17 protein-coding genes are annotated in these 16,139 nt (G+C 69.2%); 11 read left to right on the forward strand and 6 right to left on the reverse strand.

The window, feature by feature from the left end; translation table 11 throughout:
* Window positions 1–57: 57 nt before the first annotated feature.
* Window positions 58–1,053: an aldo/keto reductase gene (locus ACFPZ3_RS33685; RefSeq protein WP_379518340.1), complete on the forward strand. Its 996-nt coding sequence runs from the start codon at window positions 58–60 to the stop codon at window positions 1,051–1,053.
* 242 nt (window positions 1,054–1,295) lie between these two features.
* Window positions 1,296–1,619 carry an aldo/keto reductase gene (locus ACFPZ3_RS33690; RefSeq protein ID WP_379518341.1) on the forward strand — a complete coding sequence of 108 codons (324 nt, stop codon included), beginning with the start codon at window positions 1,296–1,298 and terminating at the stop codon, window positions 1,617–1,619.
* 566 nt (window positions 1,620–2,185) lie between these two features.
* On the opposite strand, the gene ACFPZ3_RS33695 is transcribed toward ACFPZ3_RS33690, so the two are convergent.
* Both ACFPZ3_RS33695 and ACFPZ3_RS33700 read right to left on the reverse strand, forming a co-directional pair.
* Window positions 2,186–2,971, reverse strand: coding sequence for a GNAT family N-acetyltransferase (locus tag ACFPZ3_RS33695; protein WP_379518342.1), 786 nt, complete (start codon window positions 2,969–2,971; stop codon window positions 2,186–2,188).
* 159 nt (window positions 2,972–3,130) lie between these two features.
* Entirely contained in the window at window positions 3,131–3,652 is a 522-nt protein-coding gene (locus tag ACFPZ3_RS33700; protein WP_379518343.1) for a hypothetical protein, read from the reverse strand.
* A 614-nt stretch (window positions 3,653–4,266) separates the two neighbouring features.
* Here ACFPZ3_RS33700 and ACFPZ3_RS33705 point away from each other — a divergent pair.
* On the forward strand, window positions 4,267–5,328 hold the full coding sequence (locus ACFPZ3_RS33705) for a TraB/GumN family protein (protein WP_379518344.1): 1,062 nt from the start codon (window positions 4,267–4,269) through the stop codon (window positions 5,326–5,328).
* 66 nt (window positions 5,329–5,394) lie between these two features.
* Here ACFPZ3_RS33705 and ACFPZ3_RS33710 read toward each other — a convergent pair whose 3' ends face one another.
* Both ACFPZ3_RS33710 and ACFPZ3_RS33715 read right to left on the reverse strand, forming a co-directional pair.
* Window positions 5,395–6,048 (reverse strand): response regulator transcription factor, encoded by a 654-nt coding sequence (locus ACFPZ3_RS33710; protein ID WP_379518345.1) that lies wholly within the window; start codon window positions 6,046–6,048, stop codon window positions 5,395–5,397.
* A 52-nt stretch (window positions 6,049–6,100) separates the two neighbouring features.
* Complete coding sequence (locus tag ACFPZ3_RS33715) at window positions 6,101–7,237, reverse strand: sensor histidine kinase (protein ID WP_379518346.1); 1,137 nt, start codon at window positions 7,235–7,237, stop codon at window positions 6,101–6,103.
* Between the two features lie 146 nt (window positions 7,238–7,383).
* Here ACFPZ3_RS33715 and ACFPZ3_RS33720 point away from each other — a divergent pair, with 146 nt between their 5' ends.
* From ACFPZ3_RS33720 to ACFPZ3_RS33740, 5 genes are read left to right on the forward strand one after another with little or no spacing between them, the layout of a single operon-like run.
* Window positions 7,384–7,875, forward strand: a complete 492-nt coding sequence (locus ACFPZ3_RS33720; protein WP_379518347.1) for a hypothetical protein — start codon at window positions 7,384–7,386, stop codon at window positions 7,873–7,875.
* Complete coding sequence (locus ACFPZ3_RS33725) at window positions 7,872–8,981, forward strand: hypothetical protein (RefSeq protein ID WP_379518348.1); 1,110 nt, start codon at window positions 7,872–7,874, stop codon at window positions 8,979–8,981. Before ACFPZ3_RS33720 ends, ACFPZ3_RS33725 begins: the two co-directional genes overlap by 4 nt.
* Complete coding sequence (locus ACFPZ3_RS33730) at window positions 8,978–9,718, forward strand: ABC transporter ATP-binding protein (RefSeq protein WP_379518349.1); 741 nt, start codon at window positions 8,978–8,980, stop codon at window positions 9,716–9,718. Before ACFPZ3_RS33725 ends, ACFPZ3_RS33730 begins: the two co-directional genes overlap by 4 nt.
* Complete coding sequence (locus ACFPZ3_RS33735) at window positions 9,715–10,932, forward strand: ABC transporter permease (protein ID WP_379518350.1); 1,218 nt, start codon at window positions 9,715–9,717, stop codon at window positions 10,930–10,932. The genes ACFPZ3_RS33730 and ACFPZ3_RS33735 overlap by 4 nt, the downstream gene beginning before the upstream one ends.
* A 30-nt stretch (window positions 10,933–10,962) precedes the next feature.
* On the forward strand, window positions 10,963–11,472 hold the full coding sequence (locus ACFPZ3_RS33740; RefSeq protein WP_379518359.1) for a Ppx/GppA phosphatase family protein: 510 nt from the start codon (window positions 10,963–10,965) through the stop codon (window positions 11,470–11,472).
* Window positions 11,473–11,740: 268 nt separating this feature from the next.
* Here ACFPZ3_RS33740 and ACFPZ3_RS33745 read toward each other — a convergent pair whose 3' ends face one another.
* On the reverse strand, window positions 11,741–12,346 hold the full coding sequence (locus tag ACFPZ3_RS33745; protein ID WP_379518351.1) for a flavodoxin family protein: 606 nt from the start codon (window positions 12,344–12,346) through the stop codon (window positions 11,741–11,743).
* A 15-nt stretch (window positions 12,347–12,361) separates the two neighbouring features.
* Window positions 12,362–13,117, reverse strand: coding sequence for an LLM class flavin-dependent oxidoreductase (locus ACFPZ3_RS33750; RefSeq protein WP_379518360.1), 756 nt, complete (start codon window positions 13,115–13,117; stop codon window positions 12,362–12,364).
* A 533-nt stretch (window positions 13,118–13,650) separates the two neighbouring features.
* Between ACFPZ3_RS33750 and ACFPZ3_RS33755 the strand changes: the two genes are divergently transcribed.
* The 3 genes from ACFPZ3_RS33755 to ACFPZ3_RS33765 all read left to right on the forward strand — a co-directional run bounded on the left by ACFPZ3_RS33755 (window position 13,651) and on the right by ACFPZ3_RS33765 (window position 15,275).
* Window positions 13,651–14,019 carry a hypothetical protein gene (locus ACFPZ3_RS33755; protein ID WP_379518352.1) on the forward strand — a complete coding sequence of 123 codons (369 nt, stop codon included), beginning with the start codon at window positions 13,651–13,653 and terminating at the stop codon, window positions 14,017–14,019.
* 50 nt (window positions 14,020–14,069) lie between these two features.
* Window positions 14,070–14,420, forward strand: coding sequence for a hypothetical protein (locus ACFPZ3_RS33760; RefSeq protein WP_379518353.1), 351 nt, complete (start codon window positions 14,070–14,072; stop codon window positions 14,418–14,420).
* 438 nt (window positions 14,421–14,858) lie between these two features.
* On the forward strand, window positions 14,859–15,275 hold the full coding sequence (locus ACFPZ3_RS33765; RefSeq protein WP_379518354.1) for an ATP-binding protein: 417 nt from the start codon (window positions 14,859–14,861) through the stop codon (window positions 15,273–15,275).
* Window positions 15,276–16,139 lie beyond the last annotated feature (864 nt).

Genomic DNA, 16,139 nt, shown 5'->3' on the forward strand with positions numbered 1-16,139 from the left:
CTCAAGGCCCGCCACCATCGAACACCTTCACCACCCACCGACCACCAGGAGCTCCACGTGCACAAGCGCACCCTCGGCACCAGCGGCCTGCAAGTCTCCGCCCTCGGCCTCGGCTGCATGACCATGACCGGCGGCTACGGCGGCCGCCCCGAGCGGCAGCAGATGATCTCGCTGCTGCACGCCGCCGTCGATCGCGGTGTCACCTTCTTCGACACCGCCGAGGTCTACGGCCCGCACGCGAACGAGGAACTCCTCGGGCAGGCGCTGGCCCCCTTCGGCGACCGGGTCGTCATCGCGACGAAGTTCGCCCAGGACATCGACCCCCTCGAGCGCAAGCCCCGCGGCCGGATGCTGACCCCCGACGAGCTGCCCCGCGCCGTCGAGGGCTCCCTGCAGAGGCTCGGCGTCGAGGCGATCGACCTGTACTACCAGCACCGCGTCAATCCGGAGGCGCCGATCGAGGAGTTCGCCGGAGCCGTCAAGAAGCTCATCGAGGCCGGCAAGGTCAAGCACTACGGCATGTCCGAGGCCGCCGCCGCAACCATCCGCCGCGCCCACGCCGTGCAGCCGGTCACCGCGATCCAGAGCGAATACTCCCTGTGGTGGCGCCGCCCCGAAGACGAAGTGCTGAGCGTGTGCGAAGAGCTCGGCATCGGCTTCGTCCCCTACAGCCCGCTCGGCAAAGGCTTCCTGACCGGCACGATCGACGCCTCCACTCGATTCGAGCAGGGCAACGACCTGCGCGCCCAGATCCCCCGCTTCGGCACCGAAGCCCTGCGGCACAACACCGCCATGGTCGACCTGGTGAGGTCCCTCGCCGCGGACAAGGGCCTCACCCCAGGGCAGGTGGCCCTCGCCTGGCTGCTGGCCCGCAAGCCCTGGATCGTCCCGATCCCGGGAACCACGAAACTTCACCGGCTGGAGGAGAACCTCGCCGCCGCCGACGTCACCCTGACCGCAGACGAATTGACCCACCTGACTCGGGCATCCGCCGACATCGACATCAAGGGCGGCCGCTATCCCGATTTCCTGGAGGCTCAGACCAACCTGTGACCACGCCAGGCCCTGGGACCGCGGACGAGAGCACCGCCGTTCTCCGGCTACGGCGCTCCTGCGCTCGGCCCTGCCCCGCCCCTGCATCTCAGGAGAGCGCCGGCCCATGACCACCACACACTCGCCTCGTCCCAGCGCGCACCACCGCTGAGCGTGGCAAGCCGCACGGCCCCGCCGCCGTACTCGGGTTCTTCGTCTCCCCCACAGCCCAGACCCACACATGACTCGTCAGGAGCCGCACCATGAAGCACACCCGTCTCGGCACGACCGGTCTGAAGGTGAGCCGGCTCGCCCTGGGGTGCATGAGCTACGGCGACCCGACCGTCCCCGGTGCCCACCCCTGGGCGCTGACCGAGGACAAGGCCGCACCGTTCGTCCGGCAGGCCGTCGAGCTGGGCATCACCTTCTGGGACACCGCCAACGTCTACCAGGCCGGCACCAGCGAGGAGATCGTCGGCCGCGCCATCACCGAGTACTCCCGGCGCGAGGACATCGTGCTCGCCACCAAGGTCCGCGGCAGGATGCACGACGGCCCCGGCGGTGAGGGACTATGCGGCCGGAATTGAACGATAAGGCTCCGTCGCAGGTCAGGCAGGGTTGCGTTGCGGGGGTTGGGAGCGCCCACGATGCGACACGCCTGTCCTATCTGTAGGCCATCGGCCTGGAAACGACCGCTACGATCGGGAGAAGATCACGAGCTGTCGCGTGGGCGTGGCCTGGGGAGACCGGTTGAGCGACAGCGGAGCCGCCGATGCTGAAGACAAGGCTGGTGAGCCATCTGCGCCGCCTTCTTTCGAGCCGGTACGGGTGCGGATGGCTGGCCGGACTGGCTCGGTCGTAGGCCGATCAGCTCGGTCGACCGGGACAGGATCCTGAAGGGTCTGAGTGCTGATCAGGAAGAGCTGGACGCCGTCAAACGGCAGGACGGTCTGCGTCCTGCCCCGCTGTTCTCGTCCGTGACGATCGAATGGTTCGGCGGGGACGGTGAACCACGAAGGTGGCTCGGCTTCGAGAAGCCATCAACGCGGCGTGCCGGGTCGCGGCAGGCGATCGGCGGACTAGCTATCACGCGACCGATGAGCGGATCACGATCGGGATCGCGGGACCGGACGCGCGTGAGCGGATCGCGGTGCTACGCCGGCAGCTCGCCAAGATCGGCGGTAGCCGCGGCTGGAGGATCACCGATGATCTGAACTGACCTAGTGCCGCACACGTGTATCACGAGGTCAGGTGGCCTGGGCCTCTGGGGGCTCCTGGCCTGAGGGGCATGGGCGTCTGGAGGCAAGGCGCGTGAGGTGGGGGTGAGTGTCGCGGTGGTGTCCGTCGAGGACCAGCCGCAGACCTCGGTGGGGACGGGCGAGGTGCCCGCAAGGCGGTCTTGACGCGCGCCAGGGGCCAGTCCAAGACGTCGGCGCCACGTGGTGTCAAGGAGGTTCAGTCGCGCCGTGACCGCGTCGCCGTCGTGTGTGAGGTCGGCACCGAGTGTGGTGAGTAGTCGCTGAGCGGCCCTGTTGCCGGCGGTGGTGCTCGCGAGCAGATGCTGGGCGCCGTCGGCGCGGGCGAGGTCGATGAGTTGCCGGACAACGGCACTGCCGACTCCGCTGCCGCGGTGTGTGCGTCCGATCCAGATGCCGGTTTCGGCCGTATGCCCGGCAGCCGCGTCCGTCAGGGGAAAGAGCCGGGCGGCTCCGACCACTTTGTCGGTCACGAGGATGGCGTAGGTGATCCCCACGGGGTTGGCCGACAGCGACCTCGATCGATGGAATTGCACGAATGCTTCCTGCCGCGCGGTCGTCCACCCTTCGGGTCCCTCGACCGGTGGCATCACCTCAAGCGGATCCGCGTCGGCGACTGCGGCATCGAGCAGACCCTGCAACAGGCTCTCATCGAGGCGTCGCAACGTGACATCGGAACGCATACGGATACCCAGTCTTTCATGGCGAGATTGATCTCAAGATGCTCGAGCCCGGAACCTGCCGCGCTTGACATCACGTCTGCGCCGGGCCTTGATACAGGCTCCGCCGTGGCCCACGCAAGAGCCGATCTTCTGGACCAGTCCTTGCGTGCGCCGAATCTGCTACGCCTCGCAGGCCACCTCGGTTTCGGCATGGCAGAGGTCGAAGCCGGGACCGCCGTCGGCGGCGTCGTTGTTGCCCCCCTGGCCGCGCAGGTCGTCGTTGCCGTCCCCGCCGCGGACCTCGTCTGCGGCCGGCCCGCCGAGGAAGATGTCCTTGCCGTGGTCCATGTCCACCCTGGATGGCAGGGCGGTCCGGTTGCGGAAGGTGTCGTCGCCGTTCCCCGTGGCTGCCCTGATCCGGGCGATGGCCCCGGGCGGGCATTCCACCTCGTTGGCGTTCACCGCCACGCACGGCGCGACCGCCGGGACCACGTCGGCGGCGTTGCTGACGTGCAGCCAGCCGTTGGCGGCGACGGACACGGTGATGTCGTCCGACACACCGCTCCCGGTGATCTCCAGCACCGTGTTGCCGGCGCCGGTCACGGCCACGCCGGTGGCCGCATGGGCCGGCCCGGCGACGGCCAGCAGCGCGCCGGTCAGCGCGGCCCCCGCGGCCAGCGCACGCACACCGTACCTGCGCACGATGGTGGCTCTTGAGCGTCTATCGTTCCCGCGTGTACTCATCTATCCCCTTGCAGGGTGGGCGATCGGGCTCCGAAGCCGGTGCCCGATACCCCCAGTACAGCGCCGCCACGTCCGCGCCTCAGTGCCGCAGCACATCCAGCTTCCGTGCCCTTTGGCGTAGACAGCCCGGGGCCGGAGGGGAATGCTGTCCATCTGTCCGCTTCCGCCTGGTATGAGCGCCGCCGCAACCGCCACCCAGGAGCTGACCGGCCGCCGGGTGACCGGATGGGAGCCGGACGTTTCCAGCCGCTCCATCTACGGCGAGTCCGTCCTGGTATCCCTGAGAGTCGCACAGCTCAACATCCGCGAAGACGGCCAGGGCAAGCGCCGCGAGACCGAACGCATCCTGTACGGTCCTTCCGCACCGATCTGCACAGCTGGGCGGTCGCCGAACCCGAGAAGCGGGCGTCCAAGCCCTGCGACCAAGATCGTTTGGTTCAGACCACGCTCGTGTGCATCGACACCGCAGGAGGATACGTCGGGCCCCGGTCACGCCGGGGTCACAGGATCGCGAACCGTGTTGTGACCGCGGGATCCGTACAACAGGTGCGGAGATCCTGAGGAGACGAACCATGACACACCATGATCGGCGTAGATTCATCGCCGTATCGGCCGCCGGGGTGACCGCGTCGCTGCTGGGAACACCTCCGGCCGCCGCCACCCGCGGCGATCTGGCGGACGTGGTTCACACCGCGTTCAGGAAACACCGTCTCGTCGCCATCGGCGAGGTGCACGGCCTGCAGGATCACCACGACGCGCTGCGGGCGCTGCTGGCCGACCCCCGCCTGCCCAGCGTGGTAGACGACGTGGTCGTCGAGTTCGGCAACGCCCGCCATCAGGCGACGATGGACCGGTTCATCGCGGGCATGCCGGTGGAGAACGCCGAGTTGCGGAAGGCGTGGCGCGACACCACACAGTCACCGCTCGGCACCTGGGACGCCCCGGTGTACGAGCAGTTCTTCCACACGATCCGAGCGATCAACCAGACGCTGCCGGCGGCCGGACGCGTCCGGGTGCTGCTCGGCGATCCGCCCATCGACTGGTCGGCTGTCACGTCGAGGGAGGAGCTCACGCCGTTCCTGGTGCGGCGCGACAGCCACGCGGCCTCGGTGGTGGAGAAGGAAGTGATCAGGAAGGGCCGCAGGGCCCTGATCTGTTACGGCACGGACCACGTGCTCCGCACGTCCGCGATCGTCTCGGCCGCCGAGAAGCTGGGCGCGAAGACGTACGTGATCGCCGGCCTGGCCCCTCTGGCCGGCGATCCGGGTGGCCTGGGCAAGCGCCTGTCCCGGTACGAGCGGCGCAGCGTCATCCCTGCCTCGGGCACCTGGCTCGGGCGGTTCGACGCGGGAATGGTCCTCCCCACTCCGGTCAAGAGTCCGTCGGGAATGTCCAACAAGAACTGCGGCGTGCCGCTGCGCTCCCTCATCGACGCCGGCCTCTACCTGGGCGAGGCGAACGAGCTGACGATGTCGCGAGAGAACCCGGCCATCTACCTCGACGACGCGTACTGGGAGGAGTTGCGACGCCGCGACACTCTGTACGGCGGCATCGTCGAGCTGGACGGCCTCAGGAAGGAGCAGTCCGTACGCTTCGCCCCGCAGGAACTGCCCGCCTCGCTGCGGTGCGAGTGACGAACCGGCAAGATCATGATCGCGCCGCGCAACGGCGGCAGGGCGGCATCGCCGTGGATACGCCGCTCAGATCCGGTACCCGCTGCGGGGGACGGTCTCGATCACCGGTGGATCGCCGAGCTTGGCCCGCAGCCGGTTGATCGTCGCCTTGACGGTCGTGGTGAACGGATCGGCCGCCTCGTCCCACACCCGTTCGAGAAGTTCCTCGGCGGACACGACGCGACCCTGCGCGGCCAGGAGGTATTCGAGCACCGCCAGCTCCTTGGGAGTGAGCGCCAGCCGCATCCCGGCACGGCCGGCCGTGCGCTGCCCGGGATCGAGCCGGAGATCGCCGTGCGTCAGGATGGGCGGCACCGGCGGCTGCAGCCGCCGGCCGAGCGCCCGGATCCGGGCCACCAGCTCCGCATACGCGAAGGGCTTGGCCAGATAGTCGTCGGCGCCCAGGCTGAGGCCTTCGACACGGTCGGCGAGTGTGCCAGACGCGGTCAGCATGAGCACGCGCGTGGGCGTCCTGCGGGAGATCACCCGGGCGCACACCTCGTCACCGTGGGTTCCCGGCAGGTCGCGGTCGAGCACGACGACGTCGTACGCGGTCAGCTCGATACGTTCGAGCGCGGTGTCGCCGTCGTGGACGACGTCGATCGCCATCCCCTCACGACGCAACACCCGGGCCAGCGACTCCGCCAGTTCGAGATGGTCCTCCACGACCAGCACTCTCATAGATGGGGAGCATATGCGCCGCCCCGGTCACACCCGCGTCACAAGCGGCTCGCTACCTCCGGAGTGGGAACGCGATCTCCACGAGAAGACCTCCTGAAGGCGCGGCGTGCGTGGTGATGACGGCGTTGTGGGCGGTGGCGATGGCCTGGACGATGGACAGGCCGAGCCCGTGGTGCCCGTCGTCGTGTGTCGTCCGCTCGGTTCTGAGCCGCTGGAACGGCGCGAACAGCCGCTCGATCTCTCCCGGGGGGATCACGGGCCCGGTGTTGGAGACCGACAGCAGCGCCCGCCCGTCCTGGACCCCGGTCACGACGTCCGCCCGGCCGCCCGGCACGTTGTGCCGCACGGCGTTGTCCACCAGGTTGGCGATCAGCCGTTCAACCTGGGCCGGGTCGCCTGAGACCGGCGCGGCGGCCAGCGCCGCCCCGATCGGGGAAGGTTCGGTGTCCAGCACCCGCTGGGCGACGGCGGCCAGGTCGAAGGGCTCCTGCCGGTCCGGGCCTCGCTCGCTGTTGGCCAGCGTGAGCAGCGCGGCCAGCCGGCGGTCCTGGTCGATGCTGAGCGTGAGCAGCCGTTCGGCCAGCGCGCGGAGCGATGCCCGGGTGGCCTCGCCGTCGGTCAGCGCCTCCTCCAGCAAGGCGCGTTCGAGGGTCAGCGGGGTGCGGAGTTCGTGCGCGGCGTTGGCGACGAAGTGCTTCTGGGCGTCGAAGGCCGACTCCAGCCGGGCCAGCAGTTCGTCCACCGTGTCGGCCAGGTCCTTCAGCTCGTCGTGCGGCGTCTGGACGGCCAGCCGTTCGTGCAGGTTCCCGGCGGAGATCTCCCGTACGGTGACCGCCATCGCCCCCATCGGCCGCAGGGCGCGCCCCGCGACCAGCCAGCCCAGCGCGACCGAGACGACCATCATGATGCCCAGCGCGATCCCCGACTGGACCAGCAGCTCGTGCAGGATCGCCTCGCGATGGCGGTCCACCAGTGCGCGCACTTGGACGAGCTCCGGCAGCGATGGTTTGCCGTAGAAGGAGATGTCGGCGCTCTGCGAGCCGCCGAAGTCCCCTGTGACATGGAAGATTCCCGCGGCATGGCTGACCAGCAGGTACGTGATGCCCAGCAGGATGATGCCGGAGCCGGCGAACACCGAGCTGTACAGCAGGGTCAGGCGCAGGCGCATGGTACGGGCGGGCAGGCGCATGACGTCAGTCCCGCCCCCGTTCGAGACGATCCTCCATAGACGGGGAGCATATGCGGCGCCCCGGTCACACCCGCGTCACAATCTCGCGGACCGGGCCGTGACCGCCCCTTCCGTACAAATCAGGTCCTGAAACGAAAGGACCTGACATGAGGAAACACATCATCGTGATCGCGCTCCTCGGGCTCGGGCTCGCGGCCTGCGGCGCTCCGCAGGCCGCGACGACGCCGAGCGGATCGCCCTCGGTGGAGGAGAACACGGCCAAGCTGGTGAAGTACGCGCAGTGCATGCGCGAGAACGGCGTCAAGGACTTCCCCGACCCGGTCAACGGCCAGGCCGATCTCAAGGTCGGCGGCGACAGCAAGGTGGACCTCGACTCGCCGGAGTTCAAGAGCGCCCAGGAGGCCTGCAAGTCGCTCGCCCCGGCCGGCACGCAGGACTCGCCGGCCGACGGCGAGGCGGTGCAGGCACAGCTGAAGTTCGCCGCCTGCATGCGCGAGAACGGGGTCAAGGACTTCCCCGACCCGAAGGACGGCAACCTCCTGATCGGCGGCGTCGACACCAGCACCCCCCAGTTCAAGGCCGCGATGCAGAAGTGCCGGCAGTTCATGCCGGGCGGCGGGCCCGGGGGTGGTCAGTGAGCCGGCGCGGACGGCTGCTGACCGGGGCGCTCGTCCTGGCCGCGGTGATCGCCGGGGCGGTGACCGTCGTCGTCACCGGGCCGTTCGAGGCCGAGGAGGCGCCGCGGGCCGCCGCGGGGCCCAAGACGGCGTTCGCGGAGGTGCGCAAAGGACGGTTGTCGTCACAGATCAACCAGAGCGGCACGCTGTCCTACCTGGCGCAGGCCGACGGCTCGCCGTACCCGGTCGTCAACCACGTCGCCGGCATCTACACCTGGTTGCCGCGGCCCGGCCGGCGGATCGCCTGCGGCGCGATGATCTACCGCGTGGGCGACACCCCGGTGGTACTGCTCTGCGGCAAGGTGCCGCCCTACCGGGACCTGGCGAGCGGGCACAGCGGGCGCGACGTGCGCGAGCTCAACAAGAACCTGGTCGAACTCGGGTACGCCGACGGCAACGGCCCGCGGGCGTCCTCCGACGACTTCGACTGGCGGACCGGAGCCGCGTTGCGACGGTTGCAGGACCACCTGGGCGCCGAGGAGAGCGGCACGCTGGACCTGGGCGAGGCCGTGACCCTGCCAGGACCGCTGCGCATCGGGAAGGTGACGGCCAAGCTGGGCGCCGATGCGAGGATGGGCGCGCCCGTCGCGGAGGCGACCTCGAACGACCACCAGGTGACGATCAACCTCAACCCCTCGCAGCAGTCCGAGGTCAAGGCCGGCGACGCGGCCCAGATCACCCTGCCCGGCAACCGCACCACCACCGGCGTGGTGCGCGGCATCGGCACGGTGGCGACCGCGGGCACGGGTGCGAGCGGCGGCTCCGGCGCCTCGAACGCCACGATCCCCGTCTACATCAGGCTCAAGCGCCCGAAGGACGCCCGCGGCCTGGACCACGCGCCGGTCCAGGTGCAGATCACCACGGCCGGGGTCAAGAACGCGCTGATCGTGCCGGTCACCGCGCTGGTGGCCCGGGCGGGCGGCGGGTACGCGGTGGAGACGCGCGACCCGGCGGGAGCCCCGGAGCTGGTGCCGATCACGCTCGGCCTGTTCGACGACGCCAACGGCCTGGTGCAGGTGAAGGGCGACCTCACACCCGGTCAGCGAGTGGTGGTGCCCTCGACATGAGCACCAGTCAGCAAACCGGGCCGGCGGTCCTGACCGGCGGCGACGCGCCCGCCGTACTCGAACTGGAGGCGGTGACCAAGACCTACGGCGAGCAGCCACCCGTGTCGGCGCTGCGGGGCGTGAGCTTCACGGTGCGGCAGGGCGAACTCGTGGCGATCGTGGGACCCTCCGGATCGGGGAAGACCACGCTCCTGCACGTCATGGGCACACTCGAACGGCCCAGCGGCGGCGTCGTAAAGATCAACGGGGTCGACGTCGCGGACCTGGACGACCGGCGGCTCGCCCGGTTGCGTGCCCGCGAGATCGGGTTCGTGTTCCAGCAGTTCTTCCTGGCCGAGCACTCGACGGCGCTGGAGAACGTGGCGGACGGGCTGCTCTACGCCGGGGTGAACGTCCGCGAGCGGCGCGAGCTGGCGGCGGAGGCGCTGGCCCGGGTGGGGCTCGCCGACCGGACCGGGTTCCGGCCGGGGAAGATGTCGGGCGGGCAGCGGCAGCGGGTGGCGATCGCCCGGGCGCTGGTCGGGCGGCCCGCGATCGTGCTGGCCGACGAGCCCACCGGGAACCTCGACAGCCACACGGGTGCCTCGATCATGGATTTGCTGCGGGAGCTCAACGCGGAAGGGGCCACGATCATCATGATCACGCACGATGCCGGGCTGGCCGCCGGGCTGCCGCGCCGCGTACAGGTCCTGGACGGCCAGATCGTCTCGGACGGCGGCGGGAGGTGGGGAGCGTGAGCCGTACCCGCCTCGCGCTGGGCGACCAGGCGCGGGTGGCGAGCGTCGGGCTGCGGTCCCGCCCCATGCGCGCCGCGCTCTCGGCGCTCGGGATCGCCATCGGCGTGGCCGCCATCGTGGCCGTGCTCGGGCTCTCCTCCTCGTCCCAGGCGGGGCTGCTGGCGGAGATCGACCGATTGGGCACCAACCTGCTGACCGCCGAGACGGGCAGCACGCTTTCCGGGCAGGACTCACGGCTGCCGCTGGAGGCCCCGGCGCGGGTCTCCAGGATCGACGCGGTCGAGCAGGTGGCCCACACGGGCACGGTCGGCGGCGTCAAGGTCTACCGCAGCCCGCTGATCCCTCCGGTGAACACCAACGCGCTGCAGGTCAAGGCGGTCAGCCTGAACCTGCTGCCGGTGGTGGCCACGAGCGTGGCCCAGGGCGCCTGGCTGAACCCCGCCACCGCCGCCCAGCCCGTCGCGGTGCTCGGCGCGCTGGCCGCCCAGCGCCTGGGGATCGACCACGTCTATCCGGGACAGCGGATCTGGACCGGTGGCCAGTGGTTCTACGTCGGCGGCATCCTGGGTCCCGCCACGCTCGCGCCGGAGATCGACGCGGGCGTCCTCATCGGGTACGCGGCGGCCCAGCGGTATCTGGACCACACCAGCATCGTCGGCGGCGAGGCGAAGGCGGGACCACCGACCACCATCTACGTGCGGGCCGAGACCAGCCAGGTGCGCGCCGTGCAGTCGGTCCTCGCCCGCAGCGTGAACCCGGCGGCTCCGAACGAGGTCGACGTCAGCCAGCCGTCGGTCGCCCTCACCGTCCGGGCCGCCGCCGCTGGGGCCTTCAACAACCTGTTCCTGGGGCTCGGGGCGGTCGCCCTGGTGGTGGGCGCCGTGGGCGTGGCCAACATCATGATCATCTCGGTCCTGGAACGCCGGTCGGAGATCGGCCTGCGCAGGGCGCTCGGCGCGACAAGAGGGCAGATCCGCAGCCAGTTCCTGGCCGAATCGATCATGCTGGCGGCCGTCGGCGGCGCGGTCGGCGTGGCGGCCGGGGTCGGGGCCACGGTCGTCTACGCCGGCGCCAGGCACTGGGCGGTGGTGGTGCCGGTGGAGGCGTGGGCGGGCGGCATCGGCGCGGCGATCCTGATCGGGGCCGTCGCGGGACTGGTGCCCGCCGTACGCGCCGCCCGCCTGTCACCCACCGAAGCCCTGCGAACGGTCTGACCACGCACCACGGTTCCTGACACGATTCGCCTGGCCGAGGAGACCGATCGGGAAGGCATCACCGGGCGGGCGGGAATCGATCGGGTGAAGAACAAGCACCGCCGGCGACTGCGCGAACACGTGGAATCCGTGCTCGCCCAGGGCGTCGGCGAGATCTCCGCCAGGCACCGCATCGGCAAGACGACCACGGTCGCGACGTCCAGGACCTTCTTCCAGCTCGCCCGCCTGTGCGGGGCGCCGAAGGCCAAGGACGGCCCCCAGGTCTCCCGCGAGCTCCGCCGAGACGACCTGCGCGAAGCCATCGAACTGCTGGCCGGCAGGACTTCCGCGCAGCGGGCGCAGCTCCCCGGCGTCTCGGCCGCCCGCGCCCGGCAGATCCTCGCCGGGGCCATCGTCGCCGACGCCACGATGGCCGCCTTAAACCTGGCAGGCGTGCGCATCTGCCCCTGGGCGCTGTGCGAGGGCATCATGCTGGACCGGCTCCACTACTCAGCTGGACCCGCCCGGCATCTGTTCGCGATCAGGAATGAAAGCGCCTGAGCCGTCAGCAAGCTCCCGCAAGCCGCAGCCTCTTTCCCGCTCACCAGAGGGCGCCAACGGCTGTTCTGACACGGTCGCGGCACCACGTCGTTCAACTGCCGAGTTCGGCACGCAGAGAAATGCCGGCACGCACAGGGAAGGTCTGCGCACCGGGTGTCGGCACGCCCGAGCATGGGCGATCTCCGGAACGAGCCGTACGCCAAGCAGCGACTCGACGTGCCCCGGGCCGTGGTGTGGGCCGGCCTCTGTCATCCGTACGACGAGGACATCACTGAGGTGGAACAGGCACAGGTTTGGCGGCGAGCGCTTCCGCGACCGCGAACAGGTTCGCCGCCATGGCGCGGCCGGTCTTGCCGGACCAGTCGCGGCCCTTGTCGGAGTCGAGATAGTCGGGGCCCGGTCCGGGGCCGAGGTGCCAGTAGGTCCAGGATTGGCCGGGAATGGTGTAGCCGATATCGCCCAGCGCGCCGGCGATTTCGCTGATCACATGATGGGCGCCGTCCTCGTTGCCGGTGACCACGACCCCGGCCACCCGGTTGTAGGCCACCGGCCGTCCTTCGTCATCGGTCTCGGAGATCATCGCGTCCATCCGTTCGATCACCCGCTGCGCCAGCGACGAGGGGTGGCCCACCCACGTCGGCGTGGCGACGATGAGGATCTGCGCGTCCAGCAGGCTGCGATGAATACGGGGCCACCCGTCCCCCTCCCCCATGTCGGACTGGACACCCGCCAAAATGTTGTGATCAACAGCACGGAAGGACTCGACCTCGACCCCGCGCTCGCGCAACTCCCCCGCGACGACCTCGGCCAATGCTTCGGTGTTGGACGGTTGAGGGGCGGGCTTCAAGGTGCAGTTGATGACGACGGCTCGCATACGGCGACCTCCGGATCAGCGGACGAGCGGAAGAACCTGTTCGGCGTAGAAGTCGAAGAAGGCCTCCTGTTCGGGGCCGATCTGGCACACGTAGATCTCATCGAAACCCGCGTCCACGTATTCCCGCAGCGCGCGGGCGTGCACCTCGGGATCGGGTCCGCAGGGCACCGAACGAGTGGCCTCCTCCTCGCTCACCATCCCGGCGAGCTGCTCGAAGTGCCGGGGCAGCGGCAGCAGTTGGGAGGCCTCCCCCTGAATGCCCTCGGTGGGCCAGATGCGGTGGGCGGTCTTGCGGGCGCTCGCCTCGTCGGCGGCGTAACACACCTTGATCCCGCCCTGGACGACCTTGCCCTGGCCGCCCGATTCATGAAACGTGCGTACCAGGTCGGCCGCCGGGCCCGTGCAGATGTAGCCGTCGCCGATCCGCCCGGCGAGCGCGAGTTCGTTCAGCGCCTCGCCCGTGCCCACACCCAATCGGAACCTCCCACGCGACAGGACGGCCGCGGTGGCCGCCGCCTGCGCGACGACGGCCGGATGGATCCTGACCAGAGGGCACGTCACCGCCGTCGTGATGGGCAGCCTGGTCGCCTCCGCCAGCGCTCCGATCACCGTCCACACGAACGGGCTCTGCCCCTGCGTGTCCGTCCACGGATGGTAGTGATCAGAGATCCAGAGCCCTTCGAAGCCCGCCTGTTCGGCCAGCTTGGCCTGCCGAACCAGCTCATTCGGGCCGTGCTCCTCGCACGCGAGGAAATATCCGAACCGGGCCATCATGTCTCCCCTCTCACGTCTCTGGCGGCCCACTACCCCCGATCATGGTCTTCATCGGCCTCGTCCCGAGACGGCATGTCGAGGCCGTGATGGGAGGCTCCGCACCCGGCATGGATCCCACGTCATCCACACGACAGGCTCAGCCGTACAGCTGGACGTTGCCGCCGGACGGGTGGACGGCTTGGCCCTGCGATTTTGGTGTCCTGCGCGCGCTGCACCGTCATGCATTCCCACAGTGCCCCGTCCACCTGCACGGTGAAATCCACGAGATCATTCGGCGGGGCCTGCCGCCCGGCTCCGTTCATGCGCAGTCCGTAACAGTGATCTAAACGCTTCCCGTCCTACTCCAACCCGGACATGGTGAGAGCGCCGTCTTGAACCTGTGAAAGACCCAACCGGGGTTTGGATCGGCCTTCGCATGTCCACGCAAAGCGTCCTTGGATCAGATCTCGTGCCGTTGTGGCCTGCGGCACCATCCAGGTGGCGATCCTGGTGTAGTCAGGACGAATCCGGCACATCCGGGGAGCGTTCACATGGGAACAATCTCACACCACCAATTTCTGGCCCTGGTGACAGCAGCAACCGTCGCCGGCGTACTCGGCACTGATACGTCGGCAACCGGTGACAGCCGGCGCGTCCAGGGCTACGACTGCGGAACGGGACTCGCCGGGGCAGCACTCACCGCACAGAGCGCCAGAGAGCAGGCCATCGCCTGCGACACCGCCCACGAAGTCTCCAACGCGATCGCCAACTCCGGGCAGCTCGCCACCCAGGATGAGCCACTCACCATCGAGGCCGGCGGTGTGGCTTGGTCATGCCTGAACCGCCTGACCAAGGACAAGGAGAGCGAATACACCCAGTGCGCCAACGGAGCCGAGCAGGTAACGCTGGGCCGGCCCTGAAAGCGCCGCCCGGCACCAACCGACCGCGAGAACAGCCGGAGGCCATGCCCATGACAGCGATCACCTCTCGCCCGTTCCTTGCTCTGACCATCTCCTGTGTGCTCGCCGGCTGCGCGGGCACGCTCGCAGCGACGTCGGCCACGGCGAGCTCAGCCGAAGTCATCGAGTGCGTGTCAGGAGGGGCCGGACTGGCCCTCACCGTGGTCACCGACAAGGACAGGAAAACCGCGTGCGCCACCGGCCGGCAAGTGGCCGACGCCTACGCCGCACAAGGGTTCAGCGAAAAGCTCGTCACCGTGTCGGCCGGCAGCGAGGAATGGACCTGCCAGGAGAAGCAGGGCGGACCGAACACCTACCAGGAGTGCGTCAACGGGATGGAGATGGTCCACCTGAGCTCCTGACCCCGTCAGCCCGGGCGGCAGGCCACCGGCCTGCCGCCCGATGCCGATCAGCCTGGACTCCCATCACCTCAACGGGGGTGGGCCAAGTCACCTTCGCCAGTGGGCCGTCCCGGTTGACTTCCTGGCGGTGCGCCCGGGTGTCGGCGGGTGGCGATGACGGTACGTGAACAGCCTGTTGCGAAGCGTGATGCCACGCACTGTGTGGCCGAGCTGGCGTGGCTGTCAGCCATCCAGACCAGCTGGCCGAGCGGTGAATGGCCGTCCTGGCTTGCATGTGCGGGAACCATAGATGAGATCGCGGTGGTCGGTATCTGATGTCCTGCGATCGCCGGAACCGACGGATATCTTCGCAGGTCACGAGTAAGGCATGTGTATCGAGCAGGCAGCGGGGGCACAAGTGGTAACAAGTTCGCCGATGGCGGGCCTCGCTGGTGAAAGGTGGCGATCGCCGTGCATTTGGGATTCCGGTTGGAATGGCCGATCACCGACGACCTCGTCACGCTGCGGGAGTGTGTGCGGGCCTTCGGCACGGGCGCGGGCTTGACCGGCGGGCGGTTGATGGATCTGGTGATCGCGGCGAGCGAGGCCGCCACCACGGTGCTGGAACACGGCGCGGGCGGCACGCTGATCGCCTGGAGCGACGCCGATGGGGTGAGCCTGGAAGTCGTCGACACCGCCGGCGCGCTGACCAAGGCGGTGCTGGTCGGTGATCCCGCCCCGGACGCGTTCACCTGGCGAGGAGTCGGGATCTGGCTGATGCGCCGGCTGAGCGACGAGGTCAGTGTCGACCTCAGCGACGGCGCCACCCGGTTGCACCTGCGCTTTCATAAGACGCCCAGCGCCTTGCCGGCATAACCGGAAACAGGAAATCTAGCTTCTGCTACATGTCGCGGCGATAACCGTCGTTGACGGTGGCCCGGCCCCTGCAAGTGAGGAGACAGCCGAAGTAGCGGGACTACCGTTCGGATGCTCGCCACCCCCGCTTGGGCCAGAGGCAATACCCAAGATCGGCGTCCATGAATGACTTGGTGATCTCAGCGACGTTCATAACTGATCGACCAGCGAGAGCACACACCTCGCCGTCAGCATGAACATCAAGCCCCCGGCGACGCGCGTTGCCGAGGTCTTCTCGCTTCGACCGCGTCTTCATGTCGACAGAACGACAAGGTGTGGGTGATCTACTGAGACGCTTGGGCCCCGTCCCCGGCTCGCTCGCGCCTCCCCGACGGTGGCCCGATCCCGACAGACTGCCAAGATCTCGGACTGGATCACCTGCGACTTCCTCGTCCGGCCCGGCACCGAGCCCCTGCATCTCCGACGCCCGCCGAAGCCGGGCCGGAGTCGATCAGTTGCCGCCTCCCCAGGTGGGAGCGCATGTGCGACAGGCTGCTGAACTTGAGATTCCAGCCGAGTATGACCAGGCGGGCGAGCGACTCAGCCCACCCTGCTGGCGGGTGACGACCGTGTACAGCTTGCCGCGCTCGACGGCAGCCGTCGAGCCGGGCAGGACAGCCCTCTGCCCGGCCCGGCATCATGCGGCGCTGTCGCTGCTCCCCCCGATACAGCGACCGGCCTGGCCGTTGCCCATCGGTTCCCCGACCTGAGGCTCCGACCTACCCGTGTAACTATCCGAATGAGAGTAATGCGGCCCTCTACCGGGGTCGCGTCCTCGGAGGACACTGTTGGCGAATCTAGTAGTGATCTAGGGCGGTCGTAGCC

It is taken from the genome of Nonomuraea insulae, from assembly GCF_042656245.1.